This is a genomic window from Candidatus Lernaella stagnicola (genome assembly GCA_030765525.1).
Lineage (GTDB): Bacteria > Lernaellota > Lernaellaia > Lernaellales > Lernaellaceae > Lernaella > Lernaella stagnicola.
The window spans coordinates 51,947-72,742 of sequence record JAVCCK010000034.1; the positions used below are offsets into that span (position 1 = coordinate 51,947).

16 protein-coding genes are annotated in these 20,796 nt (G+C 61.0%); 12 read left to right on the plus strand and 4 right to left on the minus strand.

From position 1 onward, the window contains the following. The first annotated feature begins 58 nt into the window (after positions 1-58). Positions 59-1,582, plus strand: coding sequence for a CoA-binding protein (locus P9L99_15050; protein MDP8224675.1), 1,524 nt, complete (start codon positions 59-61; stop codon positions 1,580-1,582). A gap of 107 nt (positions 1,583-1,689) precedes the next feature. Here P9L99_15050 and P9L99_15055 read toward each other — a convergent pair whose 3' ends face one another. Together P9L99_15055 and P9L99_15060 are read right to left on the minus strand one after the other, a co-directional pair. Then, entirely contained in the window at positions 1,690-2,343 is a 654-nt protein-coding gene (locus P9L99_15055) for an NAD(P)H-dependent oxidoreductase (protein MDP8224676.1), read from the minus strand. 98 nt (positions 2,344-2,441) lie between these two features. After that, positions 2,442-3,230: an inositol monophosphatase family protein gene (locus tag P9L99_15060; protein MDP8224677.1), complete on the minus strand. Its 789-nt coding sequence runs from the start codon at positions 3,228-3,230 to the stop codon at positions 2,442-2,444. 197 nt (positions 3,231-3,427) lie between these two features. Between P9L99_15060 and P9L99_15065 the strand changes: the two genes are divergently transcribed. The 4 genes from P9L99_15065 (at position 3,428) to P9L99_15080 (ending at position 8,353) form a co-directional block, all read left to right on the plus strand. Continuing rightward, entirely contained in the window at positions 3,428-5,347 is a 1,920-nt protein-coding gene (locus P9L99_15065) for a sulfatase-like hydrolase/transferase (protein MDP8224678.1), read from the plus strand. Positions 5,348-5,431: 84 nt separating this feature from the next. Further along, the gene (locus P9L99_15070; protein MDP8224679.1) at positions 5,432-5,872 is read left to right on the plus strand and encodes a MaoC family dehydratase N-terminal domain-containing protein; all 441 of its coding nucleotides are present in this window, start codon (positions 5,432-5,434) and stop codon (positions 5,870-5,872) included. Further along, positions 5,869-6,276: a MaoC family dehydratase gene (locus tag P9L99_15075; protein ID MDP8224680.1), complete on the plus strand. Its 408-nt coding sequence runs from the start codon at positions 5,869-5,871 to the stop codon at positions 6,274-6,276. Before P9L99_15070 ends, P9L99_15075 begins: the two co-directional genes overlap by 4 nt. A gap of 25 nt (positions 6,277-6,301) precedes the next feature. After that, positions 6,302-8,353 carry a glycoside hydrolase family 88 protein gene (locus P9L99_15080; protein ID MDP8224681.1) on the plus strand — a complete coding sequence of 684 codons (2,052 nt, stop codon included), beginning with the start codon at positions 6,302-6,304 and terminating at the stop codon, positions 8,351-8,353. 4 nt (positions 8,354-8,357) lie between these two features. Here the strand turns inward: P9L99_15080 and P9L99_15085 are convergent, their stop codons facing one another. Both P9L99_15085 and P9L99_15090 read right to left on the minus strand, forming a co-directional pair. Then, a complete protein-coding gene (locus tag P9L99_15085; GenBank protein MDP8224682.1) occupies positions 8,358-9,554 on the minus strand; it encodes a hypothetical protein in 1,197 nt (398 codons plus the stop codon). Between the two features lie 69 nt (positions 9,555-9,623). Beyond that, complete coding sequence (locus P9L99_15090; GenBank protein MDP8224683.1) at positions 9,624-11,336, minus strand: glycosyltransferase family 39 protein; 1,713 nt, start codon at positions 11,334-11,336, stop codon at positions 9,624-9,626. A gap of 61 nt (positions 11,337-11,397) precedes the next feature. Here P9L99_15090 and P9L99_15095 point away from each other — a divergent pair, with 61 nt between their 5' ends. The 7 genes from P9L99_15095 (at position 11,398) to P9L99_15125 (ending at position 20,785) form a co-directional block, all read left to right on the plus strand. After that, positions 11,398-13,005, plus strand: coding sequence for a glycosyltransferase family 39 protein (locus P9L99_15095; GenBank protein ID MDP8224684.1), 1,608 nt, complete (start codon positions 11,398-11,400; stop codon positions 13,003-13,005). A 24-nt stretch (positions 13,006-13,029) separates the two neighbouring features. Next, complete coding sequence (locus P9L99_15100) at positions 13,030-13,821, plus strand: prepilin peptidase (GenBank protein ID MDP8224685.1); 792 nt, start codon at positions 13,030-13,032, stop codon at positions 13,819-13,821. Positions 13,822-13,867: 46 nt separating this feature from the next. Then, positions 13,868-15,481, plus strand: a complete 1,614-nt coding sequence (locus P9L99_15105; protein MDP8224686.1) for an ATP-binding protein — start codon at positions 13,868-13,870, stop codon at positions 15,479-15,481. Next, positions 15,474-16,874, plus strand: coding sequence for a sigma-54 dependent transcriptional regulator (locus P9L99_15110; protein MDP8224687.1), 1,401 nt, complete (start codon positions 15,474-15,476; stop codon positions 16,872-16,874). Before P9L99_15105 ends, P9L99_15110 begins: the two co-directional genes overlap by 8 nt. A 166-nt stretch (positions 16,875-17,040) precedes the next feature. Further along, positions 17,041-17,649, plus strand: coding sequence for a GspH/FimT family pseudopilin (locus P9L99_15115; protein MDP8224688.1), 609 nt, complete (start codon positions 17,041-17,043; stop codon positions 17,647-17,649). 144 nt (positions 17,650-17,793) lie between these two features. After that, positions 17,794-18,396 (plus strand): prepilin-type N-terminal cleavage/methylation domain-containing protein, encoded by a 603-nt coding sequence (locus tag P9L99_15120; GenBank protein ID MDP8224689.1) that lies wholly within the window; start codon positions 17,794-17,796, stop codon positions 18,394-18,396. Positions 18,397-18,427: 31 nt separating this feature from the next. Continuing rightward, positions 18,428-20,785, plus strand: coding sequence for a hypothetical protein (locus tag P9L99_15125; GenBank protein MDP8224690.1), 2,358 nt, complete (start codon positions 18,428-18,430; stop codon positions 20,783-20,785). The last annotated feature ends 11 nt before the right edge of the window (positions 20,786-20,796 follow it).

Consider the following 20,796-nt stretch of genomic DNA (forward strand, 5'->3'; position numbering starts at 1 on the left):
GCCGCCGGGAAGGGTTCTGCCTACACTGCGCGACACACTGCGTCACGAAAGGCAGACGATGACACGCGAAACAACTTCCGGCGCCTTCGACTTGGAAATTTCACCGGGACTGTTCGAGCAGATGGACCAACTGTGTTATCCGCGCAGCGTGGCCATCATGGGCGCGAGCCAGAGTTTCATCAAATGGGGCAGCCTGCTGACGGCCAACTTGCTCAAGGGCGGTTTCGAGGGGCAGGTGTATCCGATCCACAACAGTGCCGAGCGGATCCTGGATCGCCCGGCGTACAAGCACATTCAAGACTGCCCTGGGCCGGTGGACCTGGCGTTTATCACGTTGCCGCGTGAAAAGGCCGTGGACGCGATGCGCGAGTGCGCGGTAAGCGGTGTCAAGAACGTGGTGGTGGTGACCTCGGGGTTCAGCGAGACCGGCGCGGAAGGCGCGGCGCTTGAGAAAGAACTGGTGGGAATTGCGCGGGAAGCGGGCATACGGCTGCTCGGGCCCAATACCATGGGCATGATTTCAACCCGCCAAAAGCTGTGCATGACGGGCTCGGTTTCCACGCCGCCGTCCGGCGGCATCAGCATGATCAGCCAAAGCGGCAACTTGGGCGCGCAGGTCATGTTGTGGGCGCAAGAGCAGGGCGTGGGCGTCAACAAGTTTTTCGGTTCGGGCAACGAAGCTGATCTGACGGCCACCGAACTGCTGGCCTACCTGGGACACGACGAGTCAACGACCGCGGTGCTCGTTTATTTGGAAGGGATCGAAGACGGCCAGCTCTTCCTGCGGGTGGCGCACGAGGTGGCCAGTCGCAAGCCGATCGTCGTGTTGAAAAGCGGCCGGACCGACGACGGGGCGCGCGCGGCGTCGAGCCACACCGGGGCCCTATCGGGCAGCTACGATATCTGGCGTGGTGCGATGCGTCAGGCGGGTGTGGTCTTGGTGAAGCAGCCCATGGACTTGATCGACGGCGCGGCGGGCATGGAGAATTTGCCGATGCCCCACGGCAACCGGGTGTGCGTGATCACGCTGGGCGGCGGCTGGGGCGTGGTGGCGACGGATTTGTGCAACGAGTACGGTTTGGATCTGCCGCCGCTGCCGGACGAAATCCGCAGCGTGATGGACAAGAAGCTGCCGCCTTTTTGGAGCCGCTCCAACCCCATTGATTTGGTCGGCAAGGTCGACCCCGACGTGTACGTCACCGCCCTGGAGCAAGCCTGCGCTTCGGACGCTTTCGACGCGGTGATCACGCTGGGGCTGATCGGCAGTTCGTCTTTTGCATACGAAATCGCCGAGGTGACGGCCGACGTAGCGCCGGGCGTGGTGGATGATGAGATCAAGCAGCGCTTCGCCGGTATTAGAGATGCGTTTGAAATGACGCTGCGCGACGAGATCGCGTGGTTGACCACGAAGTACGGCAAGCCGGTCGTCAACGTATCGTTGGACAAGCGGCACAACCGGGTCATTCTGGATGATACCCGCGGCAATCACATCGTGGCGTACAACACGCCCGAGAAGGCCGTTCGCGTGTTGGCCGGGATGACTTACTACCAACGGTGGCGTTCGCTGCAACAGCGGTCGTAAAGAAAGCGACAGGTATCGACGGGTCGTCGTGTTCGGTCTAGGGACCGTACGTTGGTTGAAGTTGATGGGTTCGGCCGCTACCGATACCTGTCGCCGTTACTTCGTTTCTAGGCCTGGGCCGCCGGAATGCCGTTGGCTTGCGCGGTGATTTCCAGCGCCAAGGACACGGCGGCTTTCCTCGCCTTTTTCAATCGTTCATCGCTGTCGGTAAAGAAAACGGGGTTTTGACCGTCGGCCCACGCGAACTGAACGTCGCTGATGCCCACGAATCCAAATACCATTTTGAGTTGCATCGTGACCGGGTCGCCGTCGGGGTAGGCACCGCCGGAGGCCAAGAGCACCACGACCTTCTTGACGTTGTGCAGGGCTTTGACTCCGCTGGGGCCGAGCGAAAACGCATGTTTGGGGGCCAGGACCTGATCGATCCACGCTTTCAAGGTCGCCGGGACGCCGAAATTCCACATCGGCGTGGTGATGACCAACACGTCGGTTTTGTTGAATCGCTCGATCTCGCGCCGGGCATACTCGCTTTGTTTTGCCTCCTCCTCGGAGGGCTTGTACTGCGCGTCGCCGACCGGATACCAGAAGTTGCGATAGTGTTCGTAGGAGTAAAAAGGAGGTGCGTCGACGGTAAGATCACGGTGGGTGATCTCCAAATCCGCGTCGGTGGAGGCCAACGTGGCAAAAAAGGCATCCGTGATTTGCTTGGATGCTGATTCGTCCAGCGGTTTGGGGTTCGCGTTAACATGCAGTATTTTCATAGTATTCTCCTTCCTGAGCACCGCTGCGGTATACGGGCCAGGCGCTTTTTTTTATCAATCAGGTGGGTAGTCGCCGCGCAGGTGAGGTTAATTACAGATTAGGCGTTGGATTCGTTCGCCGCGTTGAGTAGTCGCATTAGTTCGTCGTGAACGCGACCGTTGCTCGCCACGACCTCCGGTTCGTCCAAATCGACCGGCTGCCCGGCGAAATCCGTCACGCGTCCTCCCGCTTCCCGGCAAATCAACATACCGGCGGCCACGTCCCAGGGTTTCAGGTGCAACTCCCAGAAGGCGTCCCAACGGCCCGCCGCGACCCAGCACAGATCGAGAGACGCGGCGCCGACGCGGCGCACCCCTTGGGCTTCCATCATCACGGTGTTGAACTCGGCCAGATTGTCGCGGGCCAGCGTGCGGCGGGCGTAGGGAAAGCCGGTGGCGACGATGGCGTCGGCGATGTGTTCGATGTCGCTGACCCCCACCGGAATACCGTTGAGTGTCGCGCCGGTGCCCGCGCGAGCGGCGAAGGTCTTGCCCAGGGTGGGGGCGTGCACGACGCCGACCTTGAGTTCGCCCTCTACCACCAGGGCGATGGATACCGCAAAGGCGAAAAAGCCGTGGGCGAAGTTGTTGGTGCCGTCCAAGGGATCGACGATCCAACTGCGCTGTTTGTCGCCGGGCACGAAGGTGCCTTCCTCGGAGATGATGGTGTCGCCGGGACGAGCGTGCCGCAGGCGGTCGGTGATCAGCTTTTCCGAGGCGCGATCGGCGTTGGTCACCAGGTCCTTGTCGCCCTTTTGTGATACGACGACCTTTCCATAGAAAGACTGCAGTAGTTGCCCGGCTTCATGCGCCACGGTGAGCGCGAGGGTGTAGTCGGAATGCGGCACGGTGACCCCCAACTGGTTATTGTATCCATGTTACGAGTTGTCGCGCCGCCGCGCAAACTGAGCGGCGGGTATTCCCCTCGTTGCCTTGATTCGCCCGGAAACGGACGGTATAACCGAACGTCTTATGGAAAACGCCGCCGGCCGCGCGGGCGGTACGGTGTCGCGGACAGCGAAATCTGGAACTCGGATTTGACAACATGACCGAAAAAAACACGAGCAAGAAAGCGTCGGGCATCGGCGCAACGGTGGCGACGTATTTCGCGTTTGGCCTGCTTAGCGGTCTGGCGTGGGGATTAATCTACGGCATCGTCGAGGCCTTCGCTTCGGCCGCCTTCCCCTACGGCATGTTCCGATTGGCCATTGAAACCGTGGCGCGCGACGTCGGCGACGGCCTGCGATGGGGCGTGATATGGGGCCTCGTGGCGTCGGTATACGGTTTCGCCCTCACGAAAATTTCCGGCGACGGTCGCCGTGCAGTCATACCGATGCTGATGGCCGTCCTTTTCTGGTTGCTGGGCATCGTCCTGTTTGCCGCGCATTTGGTGCAGGGGCTCGAGCAAAAGCTGCCCCTGCCGTATCAGGATCACGTCACGCCGCGGGTATTTCTGACGCGTTTTATCTGGCCGCTGGTTTCCTTCACCGTGACGGTCAAGCCCGTGCTGGTGCTGGCGCTGCTGTTCTTGAGTTTCCTGATTCCGGCCGCGCTGGCGCTGGGCGTGTTTTTCATGCTGCGTGGTCGCCTGCCGAAAAAGCCTTTCGGGCGTATCCCCTCGCTGGCCATGACGCGCAAGACGGCGATCGCGGCGGGGGCGGTTGTCTTCCTGGGTATCGCGGTGATTATTGCGCCCAAGGCGATGGGTCGCCCGCAGGGTGCGCCGAACGTGCTGATGGTCAGCATCGATACGTTGCGCGCCGACGGCTTGAGTTGCTACGGCAACAAGAATCTCACTAGTCCGGTGATCGACAAACTGGCCGAGAAGGGCACCCGCTACGAGAACTTCTACTCGCACGCCCCCTGGACGCTGCCCGGTCACGTTTCCATGCTCACCGGCTTGATCCCCGACGTGCACGGCACCTACCTGCTCGACCGCCAGATACCGCGCGAGGCGCCGCTGCTGGCCGAGGTGTTCAAGAACGCCGGGTTCCACACCTTTGCGATGACCAGCAATTTTCTGGTTAGTCCGCCCTATGGTTTCGGACGGGGATTCGACCGCTTCTTGTTCCGTCCCGAAGCCGAGGCGCGGGAAGTCAACGACGGCGCGATGAAACTCATCAACCGGGCCCGGGAACCGTGGTTCGGATTCGTCCATTACTTCGATCCGCATTTGCCGTATTCGCCCACTCCGGCTTCGCGTCGGGATTTGGGCATTGCCGGGCCGACCGTGCGGGAAGTCGACGAAGCCATGACGCACCTGCTGTATCGCTTCGTTGACATCTACTTGCCCTACGATCAGGAAAAGAAGGACATCGTGCGGCTGCTTTACGACGGCGAAGTGCGCGACGTCGATCGGGCGCTGGGCGGTTTGCTTAAGGGAATCAGGGACCGCTTCGGGCTGGACAACACGATAGTGATCATCACCGCCGATCACGGCGAAGAATTCTTCGAACATGGTTGGAACGGCCACTCGGTGGCACTGCACGACGAGTCGCTGCGCGTGCCGTTGATTCTGGCGGGCAAAGGCGTGGCCAAAGGCGTGGTGCGGCAGGAGATCACCTCGATGTCGATGCTGCCGCCGCTGGTGATGGATTTGGCCGGGCTGGCCGATCCGCTCAAACGCGACTGGCGCAAGATTCGCGAGCACGACAACGCTTACGGTCACACGAACGCGTTCGGCAACCATCGATACAGCTATCGCAACGGCGGCTGGACATTCCTGACCGAAACCGATTTCACCTACGGCGAACGCCATATCCAACGGCCGCCGATGCTTTTTGACGACCGGGCCGAAATCAACGACCTGCTGGCCGCGAAGCCCGCCGAGGCCGACAAGCGGCGGGATGATATGGACCATTACGTCGGCCGCGAACTCAAGGCCTACGGCCAAATGGAAAGTTCCTCGGTGGAGTTGGATGAGACGCGTACCGATCGTCTGCGCGAACTGGGCTACATCAACTGACCGGTCCTCTTCGGTGTTTGACAAGGTCCCGCCCCCCGCGAATAATCGGGACCGCGGTAATTCATTCTCAATGCGGAGGCAGGCATGATCGACCCGAAATTGGTTGGCAAAACCTACCCGCCTACGAAGTACGTGGTGGGCATCGAAAAAATCAAGGAGTACACCCGCGCGGTGGGCGAGACGAACCCGCTGTGCGTGGACGAGAAAGCCGCCGCGGCCGGCCCCTACGGGGAAATCGTGGCGCCGCCGACCTTCGCGGTTGTTTACACCAAGGACATGGCCGCGCAGTTCCTGTTCGATAAGGAACTGGATTTGAACATGATGATGCTCGTGCATGGCGAGCAGGAATTCATTTTCCACAAAGCGGTCAAGCACAACGACACGATCATCACCACCGGCAAGCTGGCGTCGGCCGAGGCCCGCAAGCAGAATCTCGTGGTGACCTTTGAAGCGGAAAGCCGGGTCGGCGACGAACTGGTCACGATCAGCAGATTCACGTTCCTGGTTCGCGGAGGTGCGGCATGAAAAAGCTGGGCGACGTCAACGTGGGCGACACGTTTGGATTGAAGCACACGGTCGGCAAGTACGATCCGATTTTCTACGCCGGGGCCTCCGGCGATTTCAACTTGATCCACATCGATCCCGAGTTCGGCAAGATGGTCGGGTTGGGCGGAAGCATCCTGCAGGGCCTGTGCACGATGGCCTTCACGGCGCGCGCCCACACCGATTGGGCGGGCGATCCGTACGCCCTGCGGCGCATCAAAGTGCGCTTCTCTTCACCGGTGCGGCCCGATGACACGGTGGAGGTCAAAGCCGAAGTGACCGAGGTGGTCGACGGCGTGGCCAAGACGCGCTTCAACGCGGTCAACCAGGCCGGCGAGGAAGTGATCACCATGGCCGAAGCCGACATCGTGTTGGCCGGGGACTGAGCATCGCGCACCGAACGAGGATCGCATGAAGCTCTGGAAACTCTTCCTGGTGTTGCTGCTGGCGGCGCTGCTGTTTGCGGCGGCCGCCTGCGGCGACGACGATGACGACGACCACGACGACGACGAAACCGACGACGACACCGCCGGGGACGACGACGCATCTCCAAGCGAACTGGTTGCTCTCGCGCAAGCACTCGCCGATACGTGGATCGATTCCTACGAACCGGAAACCATGGGCTGGAGCTGGGATTCCGGCGTGGTCATGCTGGGCATGTGGGATCTCTACGAACTCACCGGCGAAACGACCTATCGGCAGTATGTGAAAGATTGGCTCGATTACCACATCGCCGCCGGCTACACGATTGCTTACAACGACCACGTGCCGCCGGCGCGGCTGGCCGTGCGCCTCTTCGAACAGACCGGCGGGGCCGAGTATCGCGCCGCTGTCGACGCCACGAAAGCCTACGTTTTTGAACAGGCCGACCGCCTGCCAGACGGTGCGCTGGTGCATATGGGCTGGACGACGCCGCAGCAGATTTGGGTCGATTCGCTCTTTATGGCCACGCCCTTCTTGGAAGAAGCGGGCGCGTTGGACAACGATGCCGATTGCTTTGCCGAGGCCGAATTGCAGTTCCGTGTCTTCGCCGAGCATCTGCAGGATCCCGACGCGGGGATGTACCGCCATCGCTACGATGCGAATGACGAATCGGTCACCCCGGTCGAGGCCGATTTCTGGGGCCGGGGCAACGCGTGGGTCATCGCCGCCTCGGGCACAGCCGCGCGGTTGTTGCCGGAGGATTTGGCGGGACGTGCGGCGGTCGTGCAGCGTTTCGTGACCCAAGCCGAAGCGATGGCCGCGCTGCAGGATGAAAACGGGCGGTGGCATACGATCATGAATCGTCCGGATACGTACTTGGAAACCAGCGTCGGGCCGTTGTTCGCCTACGGTGTCTATCAAGCGGCGACGGTCGAAACGATCGACGAGGATTTGCTCGTCGCAGCGGATAACGCGCTGCTCGGCGCGCTGGATCAGGTGGTGGCCGACGAGCACGGCAACGCGCTGCTGCTCGGCACGTCCTACGGCACCGGGCCGGGGACTTGGGAGCTCTACGAAGAAGTGCTGAAGGGCGAGCAGGTGAACTACGGCATCGGCGCGACGATCCTGGCCGTGTGCGCCCGCGAGAAGCTGGAGCGCGCCGCCGCCTTGCCGCCGCCGGGCATGACCGACGAGACGTACATTCCCGAACCAGAGGGAGACGACCCGGTCGCGTGGGGCTACTTCTACATGGCGCGCGGCGATTTCCGTTCGGCGCTCACGTCCCTCGAAGCGGCGGTGGACGAATCGACGATCGACCCCGACGCGCAATCGGGCGTGATGCTGATCGAGGCGATACGCTTGGGAATGGCCGTGCTGGCCGGCATCGACGAGTGGTACGTCGAACAGATCGACATGACGGAACTGATTGCGTCGTTGCTTACCCAAGCCCGCGACACCGGCGGCACGCTCGTGGAACGCAGCGAGGGCGTGGTCGTCAACGAAGATTTCAGCCGCGTGGTCGAGCGCCTCGTGCTGACCGAGCAGGGCGGGTCGACGGGGATCGGTACGGTGGAGATCGACCTGGGCGAGGCGTATCTGCTGCAGGCGGTCGGGCATTTGCTGGTCGGCGCGGCGGACGTGGCCGAAGGTTTCGGGTTGATCGAAACGACCGCCGCGCTCGGTGAGCGGAACCCGATTCTTCGTTTTTTGGATCGCCTGCCGCTTCTGCCCAAGGCCGACCTGGCGCTGGTGGGGCAGGGCTTGGATTCGTTGGTCGCCGCGATTGACTCGCTGGTGGTGGCGATTGAAACCATCGACGCCGAGACCGACGATCAGTCCGACGACCTGGTGCCGAAAAACATCGTTCATCTGGAAGGCGATTTTTCGCTGCCGGGAATTATGCTGCCCACGCCGCTGGAGGAATTGCTCGGATTTGATCCGCGGGAATTTTTCGGCGACGATCCCTTGCCGCAGGCACTGATCGACGTACTTTACAAAGTGCGCAACGTGCTTTCGATGATCAGGATGTTTCTGCCCTAGGCCGTTATTGGCCCATGACTCGTTCGCCCGCGAAAATCAGGTGGGGCACACCCGCCGGGTCGACCGCGAGTTCCATGCCGATGAAACCGGGCTCGAACCCCGCCACTTCGCCGACTTCCCAACTGGTGGCCGTGCGGTGGGCCATGTAGCCTTGCGCCGTTTGCGTGTCGCGGAAAGCGATGAAAGGCTCGTCGCCGGACACCGCCAGATCGATATGCTCGTTTTTCAAATTGAGGGAGCCGCCGGCCACGATTTCCATCCGCCAGCCGCCGGGTTCCGTTTCATCCTGCACCATGTACACCAGCCCGACGCTGCTCGGGCAGAGGATGTGCGACCGCCCTTGCTCATCGACGCTGATGTGCGGCACGGGGTAGAAGTCGATTTCGGGCATGACCGACTTGCCTTGCCACTTACCGTAGAACCATTCGAAATGGAACAAGGTGCAGGCATCGTTGATGCCCTTGTGCCGCAGAAACACGAGGCGGGCGTTGCTTTCGTGTTGGCGGTTGAACGCGAGTTCGGGATAGGCGGCGTCCAAAAACTCGTTGAGTTCGAGCCAGGAGTCGCCGACGAAAACCTGGTGCGACAAGTCGTACTCGCCGAAGACGGCATGGATGAAGCCGAAAGGCGATTGCGCCATCGTGAAGTATTTCGCCGCGCCGGGCCCGGGCTGCATGGGATAGATGTCGACGCGATCATCCTGGACCGATAGATGCGTGGGCGCGCCGTCCAGTGAAAACAGGACATGAATGCGTCCGGCGAAGTCGGGCAGGATCGCCGGCTGAGCGTACGTCCACCACGTGTTGTTGGCGAGGATGAGCGGATCGCGCCAGACGCCGCTGGGGCCGCGGCGCAGGAGAAACAGCAGTTCCCGATCTTCGGTGCCGGCCCGCAAATATTCTTTGATGCGTCGCACCGTCACCAGGGCCAGCGAGCCGTCGTCGAGGTAGCCCATGCTGGGGGCGAGGGTGGCCGGCGCGGGCGTGCGCTGGAAAAAGAAACCGTCCCCGTCCCAAGCGCCGAGCCACAAACCGTAGATGCGGGTTGTCGAGTCGTCGGCGCCGTCGGTGATGTTGCCCTCGACGCCGTCGGGTTTGGGGTCATCAAAGGAGGCGCGAGTGGATGGTTCGTCGCCGCAGCCCGCCCAAAGTAATCCCAAAGCGCACAAGAGAATGACGAAATGGCGGGTCGGAGCGGTCATGCTGCCCCCGGAGAACCTAAACGAAGTACATCACTCAATATAAGAAAAAAGAGGCGGCGGGGCAAACGCTTATTCGTTTTTGTTTCGGATTTTTTCCCATTCGGCCAACTGCCGACGCACGGCCGGGGCCATCGGGTGCTCCGGAGCCGCATCCAGAAAACGCTGCAAAAAGGAGGTCGCGGTCGCCGTGGAGCCTTGGTGCTGCAAGGTCATGGCCGCGCCGAGGTGAATCGTGGCCGCGCACCGGTGCCGCGCGGTCAAACCATCGGCAAGATTCGCCGGGGCGAGACTGGCCGCCGTGACCACGAGGCGTCCCAACAACGCGCCGGCCTTGGCGTCGCAGGGGTCGGCTTCCAGCAGTAGGCGCAGGTCTTCGTAGGCGACCTCATCCAGCCCCAACTCGATGGCCGCATGGGCGCGGTTGCGTCGAGCCTTGAGGTTCGCGGGTTGCCGGGCCACGGCCCGCTCGAAGATCGGATAGGCTTCCCGGAAGCGGTTCGTTTCGGCCAGCACGGTGCCGTAGTTATTGAGCGCCTCGGAGGACTGCGGTTCCTTTTGCACGTTGTCGGCCCAGAGCTTTTCCGGCGACGCCCACACTCCCGCGCGTACGACGGTGTAGGCGGTGAAGGCGGCGAGCAGCACCAGCACGGGAATCAGCCGCGCACGTTGCGGCAGGCGCTCGGCGGCGAGGCTCCACAACGCGACCCACAGCAGGCTGCCGGCCGCGGCGGGCAGGTAGTAGTAGTGTTCGGCGACCGGCCGCACCAGCGGCACAAGCCCGGCGGTCGGAGCGATTGTCGCGGCAAACCAAATCAGCGCGAGCAAAAACACGGGCCGGTGGCGGGCGACCTTGATGGCCGCTCCGAACAAGAGCAGCCAGGCCGCAACGGCGCTCGCCACGATCCAGCCGGAGGTCCAGTTCGCCAAATTGATATCGTGAATGGCCCGCAATCGGTGGGGTACCAGCGTGAGCGCGAACGCGTTGAGTGTCAGACGGGGGAGGGCCAAAAGGCGATCCCATAGCGGCGTGGTCACCGCCTTGTGGCCGTGGCTGATGCCCAGCACGCCCCAACGCCACCCCGCGTAAGCCAAGGCCAGCCCGGCCAGCAGGGCGATGACCGCCACGAGTTGCTTTTCCGTGCGACGACCGACCGCGAGCAGGTACGCGACCGCCGGTACTATCAGCACCAAGGCGTTGGGTTTGGACAGCAACGCCGCGATATACGCCAAAGCGGCCAGGGCGAGCCATTTTGGGTCCACCTTCCCCTCATCGGTGGCGCGAGCGATGCCGTAGAGCGTGAGCAGCGAAAACGCGCCGACCATCACACCACCGCGGTTGGCGATGAGGCACACTTGCTCGGTGCACAGCGGATGGACGGCGAAGAGGAGGCCGGTGAGCAGGGCGGGCAGTTCCCGGCGGAAAAGCGTCAGGGCCAAACCGTACAAGGCCAGCGCGGCCAGGGCGTGCAGCAACACGTTGGTCAGTCGTTGCAGCGGGGCGCTCCGGCCGAAGAGCGCCGTTTCCAGGTGGAAGGTCGCGGCCTGCATCGGCCGGTAAAAACCCATGACGCGCGGGTGTTGATTGAAGCGGCCCAAGTCCTGCGTGAAATAGCGCGGCAGGTTGGCGTGGTCGTCGAGAGTCCGGTTGGCCGCGACCAGGGAGATGTCGTCCCACAGGTAGGGCCCAGGCAGGCTACGGGCGTACACCGCCAGCGTCGCCAGCACGATCAACAACGATCCAACCAGACGCGCGCAGCGCGCCTTCTTTGTCTTTGTGGACATCAAATCGTCCCAGATGATAGGATGCGCGAGCACCGTAACGCAACCGGAACGGACTAGTTCGATGACCAGCGAAACGGCATCGCCGCCCCGCGCCTACGCCGAGAAAGTCGCCTTTGCCGCGATCGGCGTCGGGCTCTTGGTGCGCCTGCTGATCGCCATACAACCGGCGGTGTCGCTGGTGCCGATCTGTCTGGCCGACGACACCTTCTATTATTTGCGCATCGCCGAAAACATCTTGGCCGGGCACGGGGCGAGTTTCGACGGCGTGGTGGCGACCAATGGTTACCACCCGTTATGGATGCTGGTTTCGATGGCGGCGGTCGCGCTGACCGGCGAGGCGGTAGCGGCGTCGCGCGTCTTACTGGTGCTGCTGGCGTTGATCGGGGCGGGCAACGCGCTGCTGTTTTGGCGCTTGATGCGTGACAGTCTCGGGCCGCTGCCCGCCTTGTGGGCGGCGTGCGTGTGGTCGCTGTCGCCGTACCTGCTGTTCACCGAAATGATGGGCGTGGAAGCGCCGCTGATGATGCTGGGCGCGTTGGCCGCGCTCAACGTTTACCACGGTATGCGCGCTCAAGAGCCGTCACGGCGGCAGTGGCTGCTGCTCGGCGGCTTACTCGGCCTGACGCTGCTGGCGCGTACCGACGCTGTTTTGCTGGCGGTGTTGCTGGCGCTGGACGCGGCGGTTATCCACTGGTGGCGGCGGCGCGGGGACGCCCCGGCGCTGCGGCGACAAATCGGTTTCGCGCTGGCGGGGGCGGGCGTGGCGGCGTTGGTCGTGGCGCCTTGGGTCGTCTACAACCTGGCCGCCTTCGGATCGATCACGCAGGATTCGGCGCGGGCGCTGCTGTTTCGGGAACGGACGTGGTGGGAACTGGGCGGCGCATCGTTGGGGACCCATTTGTCTCAAGCGCTTCCCGCGGGTTTCGGCGACTACTTCCTGCGCTTGATCGGGTGGCCGAATGCTTCGCTGGCGCTGGCGTTCGTGACGTTGTTGGTGGGCGGGGGCGTGGCCGCGCGTTTGGCGGGCGGCGAACGATTTTTCCGCGCCGAGGCGAGGCCGTCTTTGTTGATCATCGGCTGGGGGATCGTCGTCTGGGCGTTTTATATTCTGTACTTCTGGCAGCAGAAGTTTTGGTATTTCTTACCGCTTCATGCCGGGATAGGCGCGGCGGGCGCATTGGTGATCGCCTACCTGCAACGCGTTTCGCGGGATGCGTGTGTGGCGCGGCGTTGGTTTGTCGCGTTGCTGGCCCTGATGATCGCGTCGTACGGCTACGTCGGCCTTAAGATTTGGCAGGGCGGCTTTCAGCCGTGGCAGAGCAGTTACGTGCGTGCCGCGCAAGCGGTGAGGGATTTGCACCAAGCCGATCCAACTTTGCGGTTCGCGGCGTTCAACGCCGGGATCATCAGCGCGTGGTCGCGCGTGCCGGTGGTCAACCTGGACGGCGTGGTCAATCCGGATGTGATTCGCGCGCAGCGGGATCGGGCGCTGTTGGCCTATCTGCGCGAGCGGGGTATCGACTACGTGATCGATCACCAGAAGCTGATTGCCGCCTCCGGCGCGTTCGCCGAACCGGAATGGCCGCAGGCTTTTACATTGAGCGATCGCTTCCCGGCTTCTAAAATGCTCGGGGATTTGCTTGTCTTAAAGTTGAAACCGGCGCCGTAGCGCCCGAGTCGTCAAGGAGAGCGTGTGTACGCGGACAACTTCATTCAGATTTACGTCACCTTCGCGGGTTTCTTATTCGGGGCGGCCATCGGCTCGTTTCTTAACGTGGTCATCTGGCGCCTGCCGCAGGGCGAGTCGATTGTTTTCCCCGGCAGTCACTGTCCGCAGTGCGGCAACGCTATTTCCTGGTACGACAACATTCCGTTGCTGTCGTGGGTTTTCCTGGGCGCCAAGTGCCGTCACTGCCGCGGACAGATCAGCCTTCGCTATCCGATGGTCGAATTGGTCAGCGCGATTTTCCTGGCGGGGTATCTGAATCGCTTCGGCATCGCCGCGGGCGTCGTATGGTATCTATTCACCGCGGCGCTGATCGTGGTGACCATGATCGACCTGGACCACAAGATCATCCCCGATGAAATCAGCCTGCCGGGCATTCCGATCGGCCTGCTGATCAATATGTTCGTCCTTTCCGACAACTGGAAAGACGGCCTGATCGACGGCGGCCTGGGCGCTTTGCTCGGCGGCGGGCTGCTGCTGGCCATCGCCCTGGGTTACTACGCGCTGACCAAAACCGAAGGCATGGGCCTGGGCGATCCGAAACTTCTGGGCATGATCGGTGCGTTCGTGGGCTGGAAGGGCGTGATCTTCACGATTCTCGTTTCGAGTTTGGTCGGCACCCTGATCGGCGCGCTGTTCATTGCACTGACGGGCAAGAGTCGAAAATTCCAAATTCCTTTCGGACCGTTTCTCGCCCTGGGCGCGGTGACCTGGGTGTGGCTCGGGCCGGCGGCGGTTCGGTGGTATTTTGGGTACTAAGCGACCAGGGTTGTTAAAGAGTCTTTCTCTGGGTCCCTTTACGGGAATGCGCACCCGAGTCGTCTTACTGATCGCCTTGCTGACCGGACTGCTGGTGATTCTGCTCGGCGGCGTGGTCACGCGACTTCTCGAACACCACCTCGTGAAACAAAAACGCGTGCAGGGGCGAACGGCGCTGCTGGCGATGCAGGCCGCGTTGGACTTGCGGCAGGAGTGGGGCCGAACGGGGCGCGACACGGCGCAGGATATGTCGCACTTCGTGCGCCTGATGGCGCAAAACCTCGAACTGTCGAGTCTGGTCATTGTCGACGAGGGGCAGAACATCATCGCCCACAGCCAGGCCGACATGATCGGGTTGGTGTTCGCCGAGGCGGATCTCAGCCGCGCGATGACCGAGCGGAAACTGATTCACCGGTTGATCGGTCGCGATACCGAAACACCGGAAGTGGTTTTTTCCGGACCGCTGTACCGCAGCGGTAAGGCGATCGGCGCGGTTCGTTTCATCCTGCCGATCAATGACTTGTACGTGGCCCTAACGGGTATGAAGCGAATTCTATGGCTGTACGCCCTGATGGATGCGCTGGCCGTGATTCTGTTCGGGTCGTTCATGTTGTGGCGATTGCTCGTGCGACCGGTGGAACAAATGGTGCAGATGACCGAGAAAATGGCCGCCGGCGAATATCGTGTTCCAGCACCGCCGGCGACCAAAGACGAAATCGGGCGGCTGGGACGCGCGTTGGCCAAGCTGGCGGCGACGCTCGCCGATCGTGAGAAAATCAACAAACGCCAGGTCAAGCGTCTGGAAACCATCAACCGGGAATTGCAGGAAGCCCACCGGCAGTTACTCCACACCGACCGCCTCGCGTACGTCGGGCGGGTGGCCGCCGGTGTCGCCCATGAAGTCGGCAACCCCCTGGGGGCGATCTATGGCTACCTGGACATCCTGCGCGACGCCGATTTGCAGCCTACGGAACGTCAGGTCGTCGAGCGCATCGAAAAGGATGTCAAGCGTATCGATAGCATCGTGCGCGAATTGCTCGACTTCTCGCGGGTCAAGGAAGCCCAGATCGAAAACGCCGACGTTGTCGAGTTGGCGCGCGAGGCCGTGCAACTCATGAAAAGCCAGCGCGGCCTGGACCACGTTGAGGTTCAGGTCGAAACCGAGGCCGAGGTGCCGCCCGTGCGCTTGGACCGGCAGCAGTTCGTCCAGGTCGTATTGAACATCCTGCTCAACGCCACCGACGCGATGGACGGGGTCGGCCGGATCCGGATTCGGGCTGAGGGAGCGCTGTTTGAGCGAAGTCGTTTGCTGGATCCGCAGTTGCCCGGCGTGCCGCCGGAGGACGAGGTTCCCTACACCGATCATGTGCAGCGCGGTATCGTTTTTTCCGACGCCATCGGACCCGGCAGCGAATCGCTGGCAGTATTTTTGCATGTCACCGACAGCGGGCCCGGCATGGAACCGACGGTTCTCGGGCAGATGTTCGACCCCTTTTTCACGACGAAGAAAGCCGGCAGAGGCACCGGGCTGGGCATGGCGATCTGCCATCGGATCATCGGGGCGATGAGCGGATTGATTCGCGTAGAGAGCCGGCCGGGGCAGGGGAGCAGGGTATCTTTGATACTTCCGGCAAACGAGGGTGAGTTCGACGATGAGTGACGCGAAACGTATTTTGGTCATCGACGACGAAGAAGGTTTGCGATTCACGCTAAGTGTTCTCCTTAAAAAGAAGGGCTACGAGGTCAGCACGGCCGAAAACGGTCGCATGGCGTTGGATTCGCTGCCGACCTTGAAGCCCGATTACGTCTTGTGCGACCTGCGTATGCCCGAACTGGACGGACTCGAATTCCTACAGAAGGCGATCGAACAAGGCTTTCACAAACCCATCATCATGATGAGCGCGTACGGCACGATCGAGGACGCGGTGGAGGCGATGCGCCTGGGAGCGTTCGATTACATCAGCAAGCCTTTCCGGAAAAACGAAGTGCTCGTCGTGCTTGAGCGGGCCGAGGAACGCGAACAACTGCGCAGCGAAAACGTCCAGTTGCGAGCGGCGGCCCGGGCCGCGGCGGACCGCGAGTTCCTCACCGACGACGGTCGGGTTCAGGAGTTGTTGGCGATCGTGCGCAAGATCGCCTCGTTCAAGACGACGGTGTTGATCACCGGAGAGTCCGGGACAGGTAAGGAACTCATTGCGCGTTCGATTCACCGCAACGGGCCGCGGAATGCCGGTCCCTTTGTGGCGATCAATTGCGGCGCGATTCCCGAGCATTTGCTGGAAAGCGAGTTGTTTGGACACGCCAAGGGCTCTTTCACCGATGCGGTGGCCGATAAAGAGGGCTTAGTGACGGCCTCGAGTCGGGGCACGTTGTTTTTGGATGAGATTGGCGATCTGCCTTTGATGTTGCAGGTGAAATTGTTGCGGGTCCTGCAGGAAGAAGCCGTGCGTCCGGTCGGGGCGAATCGCGAGGTTTCGGTCGACTTGCGCGTGGTGGCGGCCACGGCGCGCGATTTGGAGAAAGACGTGCGGGATGGGCGGTTCCGGGAAGATCTGTATTATCGCCTGAACGTGTTTCACCTGTGCGTACCGCCGCTGCGAGAGCGGCCGACGGATGTGGACCTACTGGCGCGGCACTTCATCACGAAAATTGCCCAGCAACACGGTTTGCCGACGTGCGAGATCGGCGACGGGGCGCTGGAGATTTTGCAGCGCTACGATTGGCCGGGCAATGTTCGTGAACTTGAGAACGCGATGGAACGGGCGGTGCTGCTGGCCGGCGGGCGTCCGATTACGCCGCCGGACCTGCCCGACCGTTTACGGACACGAGCCGGCAGTGAGCTTCCGCACGCCACCGGCGATTTATCGGTCAAGCGCAACATGCGGGAGATCGAACGGCGGTTGATCGAGGAGGCGCTGGCGCGAACCCACGGCAATAAATCCCAAGCGGCCAAGCTTTTGGACCTTTCGTTACGGGCATTGTTGTACAAAATCAAGGATTATGGGTTAGATCGGAAAGGCGAGAACTTGGAGAATAGCGGCCGCGAAGGTTGAAAAAGTTTTCACTATTTGTGAAAAGTTTTCACAGTCAAGTGTCGAACAAATCAAATAAAAATCAGTTGCGTGAGGTCGAAACTCTGATATTATAACAGCTTGAAATACTAGGCCTACAGGGCATAGTTATTGCTGCTAAACCTTGGCGGACAAAAAGGGTAGGCTCATGAACCGGGAAAATAAACAGGAAGAGCGCCGCGGTTTTACTTTGGTGGAATTGATGGTCGTCGTGGCCCTGATTGGGATTTTGACGGCGATCGGTTTTGTCTCCATGTTGCATTACCGCACGATTATTCGCGTCAATACCAGCGCCCGGGAAGTGGCAGGGCAGATGCGGTTGGCGCGGGCGAGAGCGATTCGCGAAGGGCGTTCGGTGCGCGTTTGGTTTTCCGGATCCGACAACTACCAGACCGGTGTAGATGCCGACGAGTCCGGGCAATTCGACTCCTCGTTCCCGAAGACGCATCAAATGGAGCCGGGCATCATTTTCGGTTACTTTGTCGGTATCGACAACGTACCCGGGCATGCTCATCCGGTGGGGTGCGCGATTGAGATCAAGGGCAGTTGCCCGACCGCGCAGAATCGGCACTTCTTCTTCCGACATGACGGGACGGCGTCATCGCAAGGGGTCGCGTATTTGATTCCGAGTATTGACGTGTTGGGGACAGGTAATCGCCCCGACCGCATGCGGGCCGTCGACTGGGAAGGTTCCACGGGCCGTATTCGCGTGTGGAAGTGGAAGGACGCCGCGGGTGACGGAGAACGTTGGCGCTAGTCCGATCTCGGTCTGAAAAAACGTAGTTGTCTCGGTGTACCGAGCCTATTCGCCACCTCAGCTTACGAACTGTGCGGTGGCGTTTCCGTATGAAGGAAAGGTCTTGGAAGAGGCCTTGAGAACTGGGGAAAGGATCGGTTGAGAATGTTGGTCTCGATGCAAAGTCGGATGCGGCGAAGGCAGGCGGGTTTCTCGCTCGTTGAGATCTTGGTTGCGATGAGCGTATTGGTGATCGGCATTTTGGGTGTCATACCGATGCTTTCGTTCAACATTCGGGCGAACCAATCCGGCAAAAACTACGGTATTGCCAGCTATCTTGCCCAGCGCAAGCTCGAACAGATTCGCAGTTGGCCGATGTACGAAGACTACGACGGGTCCACGCCGGGAATCACGAACAATAACAGCCGCCTGATAGGAACCGAAGTCACCCACATGGGCGAACACCACCAGCTATTCACGATTACCAGCAAGGTGTTGCGCAACGGGTTCGATTCCTTGGGCACCGGGACGGGTAATTGCGACGGGCTGAAATTTGCTTCCACGGAAGTCGACGAAGGCGGGATCATCGGCGGCGGCTCAATGAATACCGGTAACGTCGGCGAGTATTGCAACGGCGGGTACCGGGGTGAGGATTTCAAACTCGTTCGAGTGCGGGTGTCGTGGTACGAGAAGTCGCACGCGGCCGGCGCCTCGTCGCTCCAACGCGGGCATGAGATATTCCGATATATGTTCCTTGCGAAGTTTTAGTTCACAAGCGTCTGAAATAAGGATGCCGTAAATGTTTCGATTCAAGGGCAAGGATGGATACGCGCTGGTCGCCGCGATGATGATCATGCTGTTGATCACGGCGCTGGGTGCCCTGGCGATGGTCACCAGCGTCAGTGAGCAGTACATCACGACCAATTTGGGCGAAAACCAAATGCTCTTCTTTTATGCGGAGCAGGGCGTTGACCGGATTCTCTCGCACCTTCACTACTTGGAAGGGGGGCTGTTTGCCGATGTCAACGGATTGGGCTTCGACCCGCGGCAAGCCGGCAACGTGATCGGTTCGAAACGGGTGCTCGACAACGTCAAGGCGTTGTATTTGGACGGTCTGGACGAGAACCTGTCGTACCAACAGCGCGAAATCATGCGCATTTCAGCGTATATCGATCCGAAAGACTTCGAAGCGAATTGGGATCGCGGGCTGTCGCGACCCGTGGCGATCAACTTGTTGATTGCCAATACCCGCACCAAGACCGAGCAAGCGTTCCGGGTCCTCGCGCGGCCGCGGTCGATTTGGGATTTTGCCTATTATTCGATGAATCATATGCCGGCCGCCCGGGTCGTCAGTAGTTCGGCCCACGGCGAAAACTGCACGCGAACCAGCCCTAATTGGTACTCCTGCCATCCGGTGTTTCTGGATGGAGACGCAGTCGCCGGCGACGTCTACATCAGTAATGTGGCCTATTCACCGGCGAGCGGCTTCATCGAGACCTTTCCGGATGTGGGCCGGGTTTTCGTGCGTGGCTCGCCGAAATTCGGTGGCGAGGTGCGGTGGCGCGGTCCCGACGCCTTTAATAATGTTCTGTCCAACAGCCTAAACCAGACCAGTGGCGGCAGCAGTTCCTACGCGCTTCCGGAAGTGTCGTTGAGTTTCAAAAACAACAGCCGCCCCGCGCTGATGCCCCGCGTCGACGTGTTCACGGATTCGGGTCAGGGGTACCGCAAGAACAACTATTGGGACATCGAATTGGGCAATCCGGGCACGGCTCCGGGGGGCGGCAAATACGTTTGGAAGATCATTTTCCGTAACGACTTGGATGTAAACGGCGACGGCGTAAAGTCGCATAGTTGGGTGGCTTCGGCTACGACCAACTCCGTTAATAGCGGCGCCAGCGCCACACTCGGATCACCGGCCCTGGAAGATCCGGGCATCTTCATGATCTATCGCATTCCCTTCCGTAGTACGAACTCGCTCGATGAAGAAGAGAACATACGGGCCGCGTTTTATGGTCGCACCCTAAGCGAACGCGATTCGGCCATGGCGGCCGCGGCGCCGACGGCGCACCGGTGGGAACCAACCGTCTCCTGGAAAAACCTGGTTTCCGGCCGCGTGTGTTACGGACACAACACCGCCGGCGACGTCAACTACGGCGACCTGTCCAATTACTACTATGTCTACGTGCCCAGCCGCGGCCTGAGCGGCCCCACCGGCGGCAGCGGATCGTGCGGTTCGACCTACAACGGTGTCATCTACGTGGAAGGCGACGTTCTGGTCAGCGGCATTCTCGACGGCCAGGTAACGATCGTGGCCACCGGTGACATCTATATCGACCACGAAATTGAGTACGAGAACCATCCGACCAACATCTCCATGACCGACTACGCCAACGCGGAGGAGCCGGATATGCTGGCCCTAGTGGCGTTGGGCGACATCATCATCCCCAACAGCTACCCCGACGAGACGCGGCAACGGATTATCAGCGGTTCGCTGTGGCCCGACCATCCGTACATGGACGATTGGTCCGATCCGCACAACCCGGTCACGTTTGGATATTCCTTTGAACCGACGGCGAAGGGAGATTCCCCGGCGGTTCTGGACGACATCGGCGACGAAGACATTCATGCGGTCATGGTTTCGTATGGACTGTCGTGTACGATGACGGGCAGTAACGTGAACTGTGCCGCACCGTCGGCGGTGGATATCCAGCAATTTCGCACCGGCGTGTATGCCTCGGCGCGCACGTCGTCTCAAAACACGTTTTGGACTCGGCCCAGTGTCGCCGACCCGGCCTACGATCGTAATCTGACCTTCTTCCATTATGACGGCGGTAACGATTCGGGGCATCTGACGATTGTTGGGTCGGTGATTCAAAATATCCCGGGGCGTTTATCGTACGACTACGTGTCACAGGGCAGTTCGCAATCGTCGTCCTGCACGACGGGCAACGGCGCCGGCTGTAATCGGATCGGGTTTTCGCGGGTGACGTACATGTACGACCCGCGTTTGAAGTACATGATGCCGCCTCATCCGCGCGATCAGCGCACCGCTGCGGGTGATAACTTGTTTAATCCATACGGTTTTGCCGCGTGGGAAATCGTTTCGTGGGAAGAACTCCGTGCCAACACCGACATTTCTGGAGCGGTTTGGTAAGAGGGAAACAG

What these genes read in the sequence shown, in the direction of transcription:
- P9L99_15125 (MDP8224690.1), top strand. Translation starts at nt 18,428, where the DNA reads ATGTTTCGATTCAAGGGCAAGGATGGATACGCGCTGGTCGCCGCGATG.
- P9L99_15085 (MDP8224682.1), bottom strand. Translation starts at nt 9,554, where the DNA reads ATGACCGCTCCGACCCGCCATTTCGTCATTCTCTTGTGCGCTTTGGGA.
- P9L99_15055 (MDP8224676.1), bottom strand. Translation starts at nt 2,343, where the DNA reads ATGAAAATACTGCATGTTAACGCGAACCCCAAACCGCTGGACGAATCA.
- P9L99_15115 (MDP8224688.1), top strand. Translation starts at nt 17,041, where the DNA reads ATGAACCGGGAAAATAAACAGGAAGAGCGCCGCGGTTTTACTTTGGTG.
- P9L99_15075 (MDP8224680.1), top strand. Translation starts at nt 5,869, where the DNA reads ATGAAAAAGCTGGGCGACGTCAACGTGGGCGACACGTTTGGATTGAAG.
- P9L99_15050 (MDP8224675.1), top strand. Translation starts at nt 59, where the DNA reads ATGACACGCGAAACAACTTCCGGCGCCTTCGACTTGGAAATTTCACCG.
- P9L99_15065 (MDP8224678.1), top strand. Translation starts at nt 3,428, where the DNA reads ATGACCGAAAAAAACACGAGCAAGAAAGCGTCGGGCATCGGCGCAACG.
- P9L99_15105 (MDP8224686.1), top strand. Translation starts at nt 13,868, where the DNA reads ATGCGCACCCGAGTCGTCTTACTGATCGCCTTGCTGACCGGACTGCTG.
- P9L99_15070 (MDP8224679.1), top strand. Translation starts at nt 5,432, where the DNA reads ATGATCGACCCGAAATTGGTTGGCAAAACCTACCCGCCTACGAAGTAC.
- P9L99_15095 (MDP8224684.1), top strand. Translation starts at nt 11,398, where the DNA reads ATGACCAGCGAAACGGCATCGCCGCCCCGCGCCTACGCCGAGAAAGTC.
- P9L99_15110 (MDP8224687.1), top strand. Translation starts at nt 15,474, where the DNA reads ATGAGTGACGCGAAACGTATTTTGGTCATCGACGACGAAGAAGGTTTG.
- P9L99_15090 (MDP8224683.1), bottom strand. Translation starts at nt 11,336, where the DNA reads ATGTCCACAAAGACAAAGAAGGCGCGCTGCGCGCGTCTGGTTGGATCG.
- P9L99_15120 (MDP8224689.1), top strand. Translation starts at nt 17,794, where the DNA reads ATGTTGGTCTCGATGCAAAGTCGGATGCGGCGAAGGCAGGCGGGTTTC.
- P9L99_15080 (MDP8224681.1), top strand. Translation starts at nt 6,302, where the DNA reads ATGAAGCTCTGGAAACTCTTCCTGGTGTTGCTGCTGGCGGCGCTGCTG.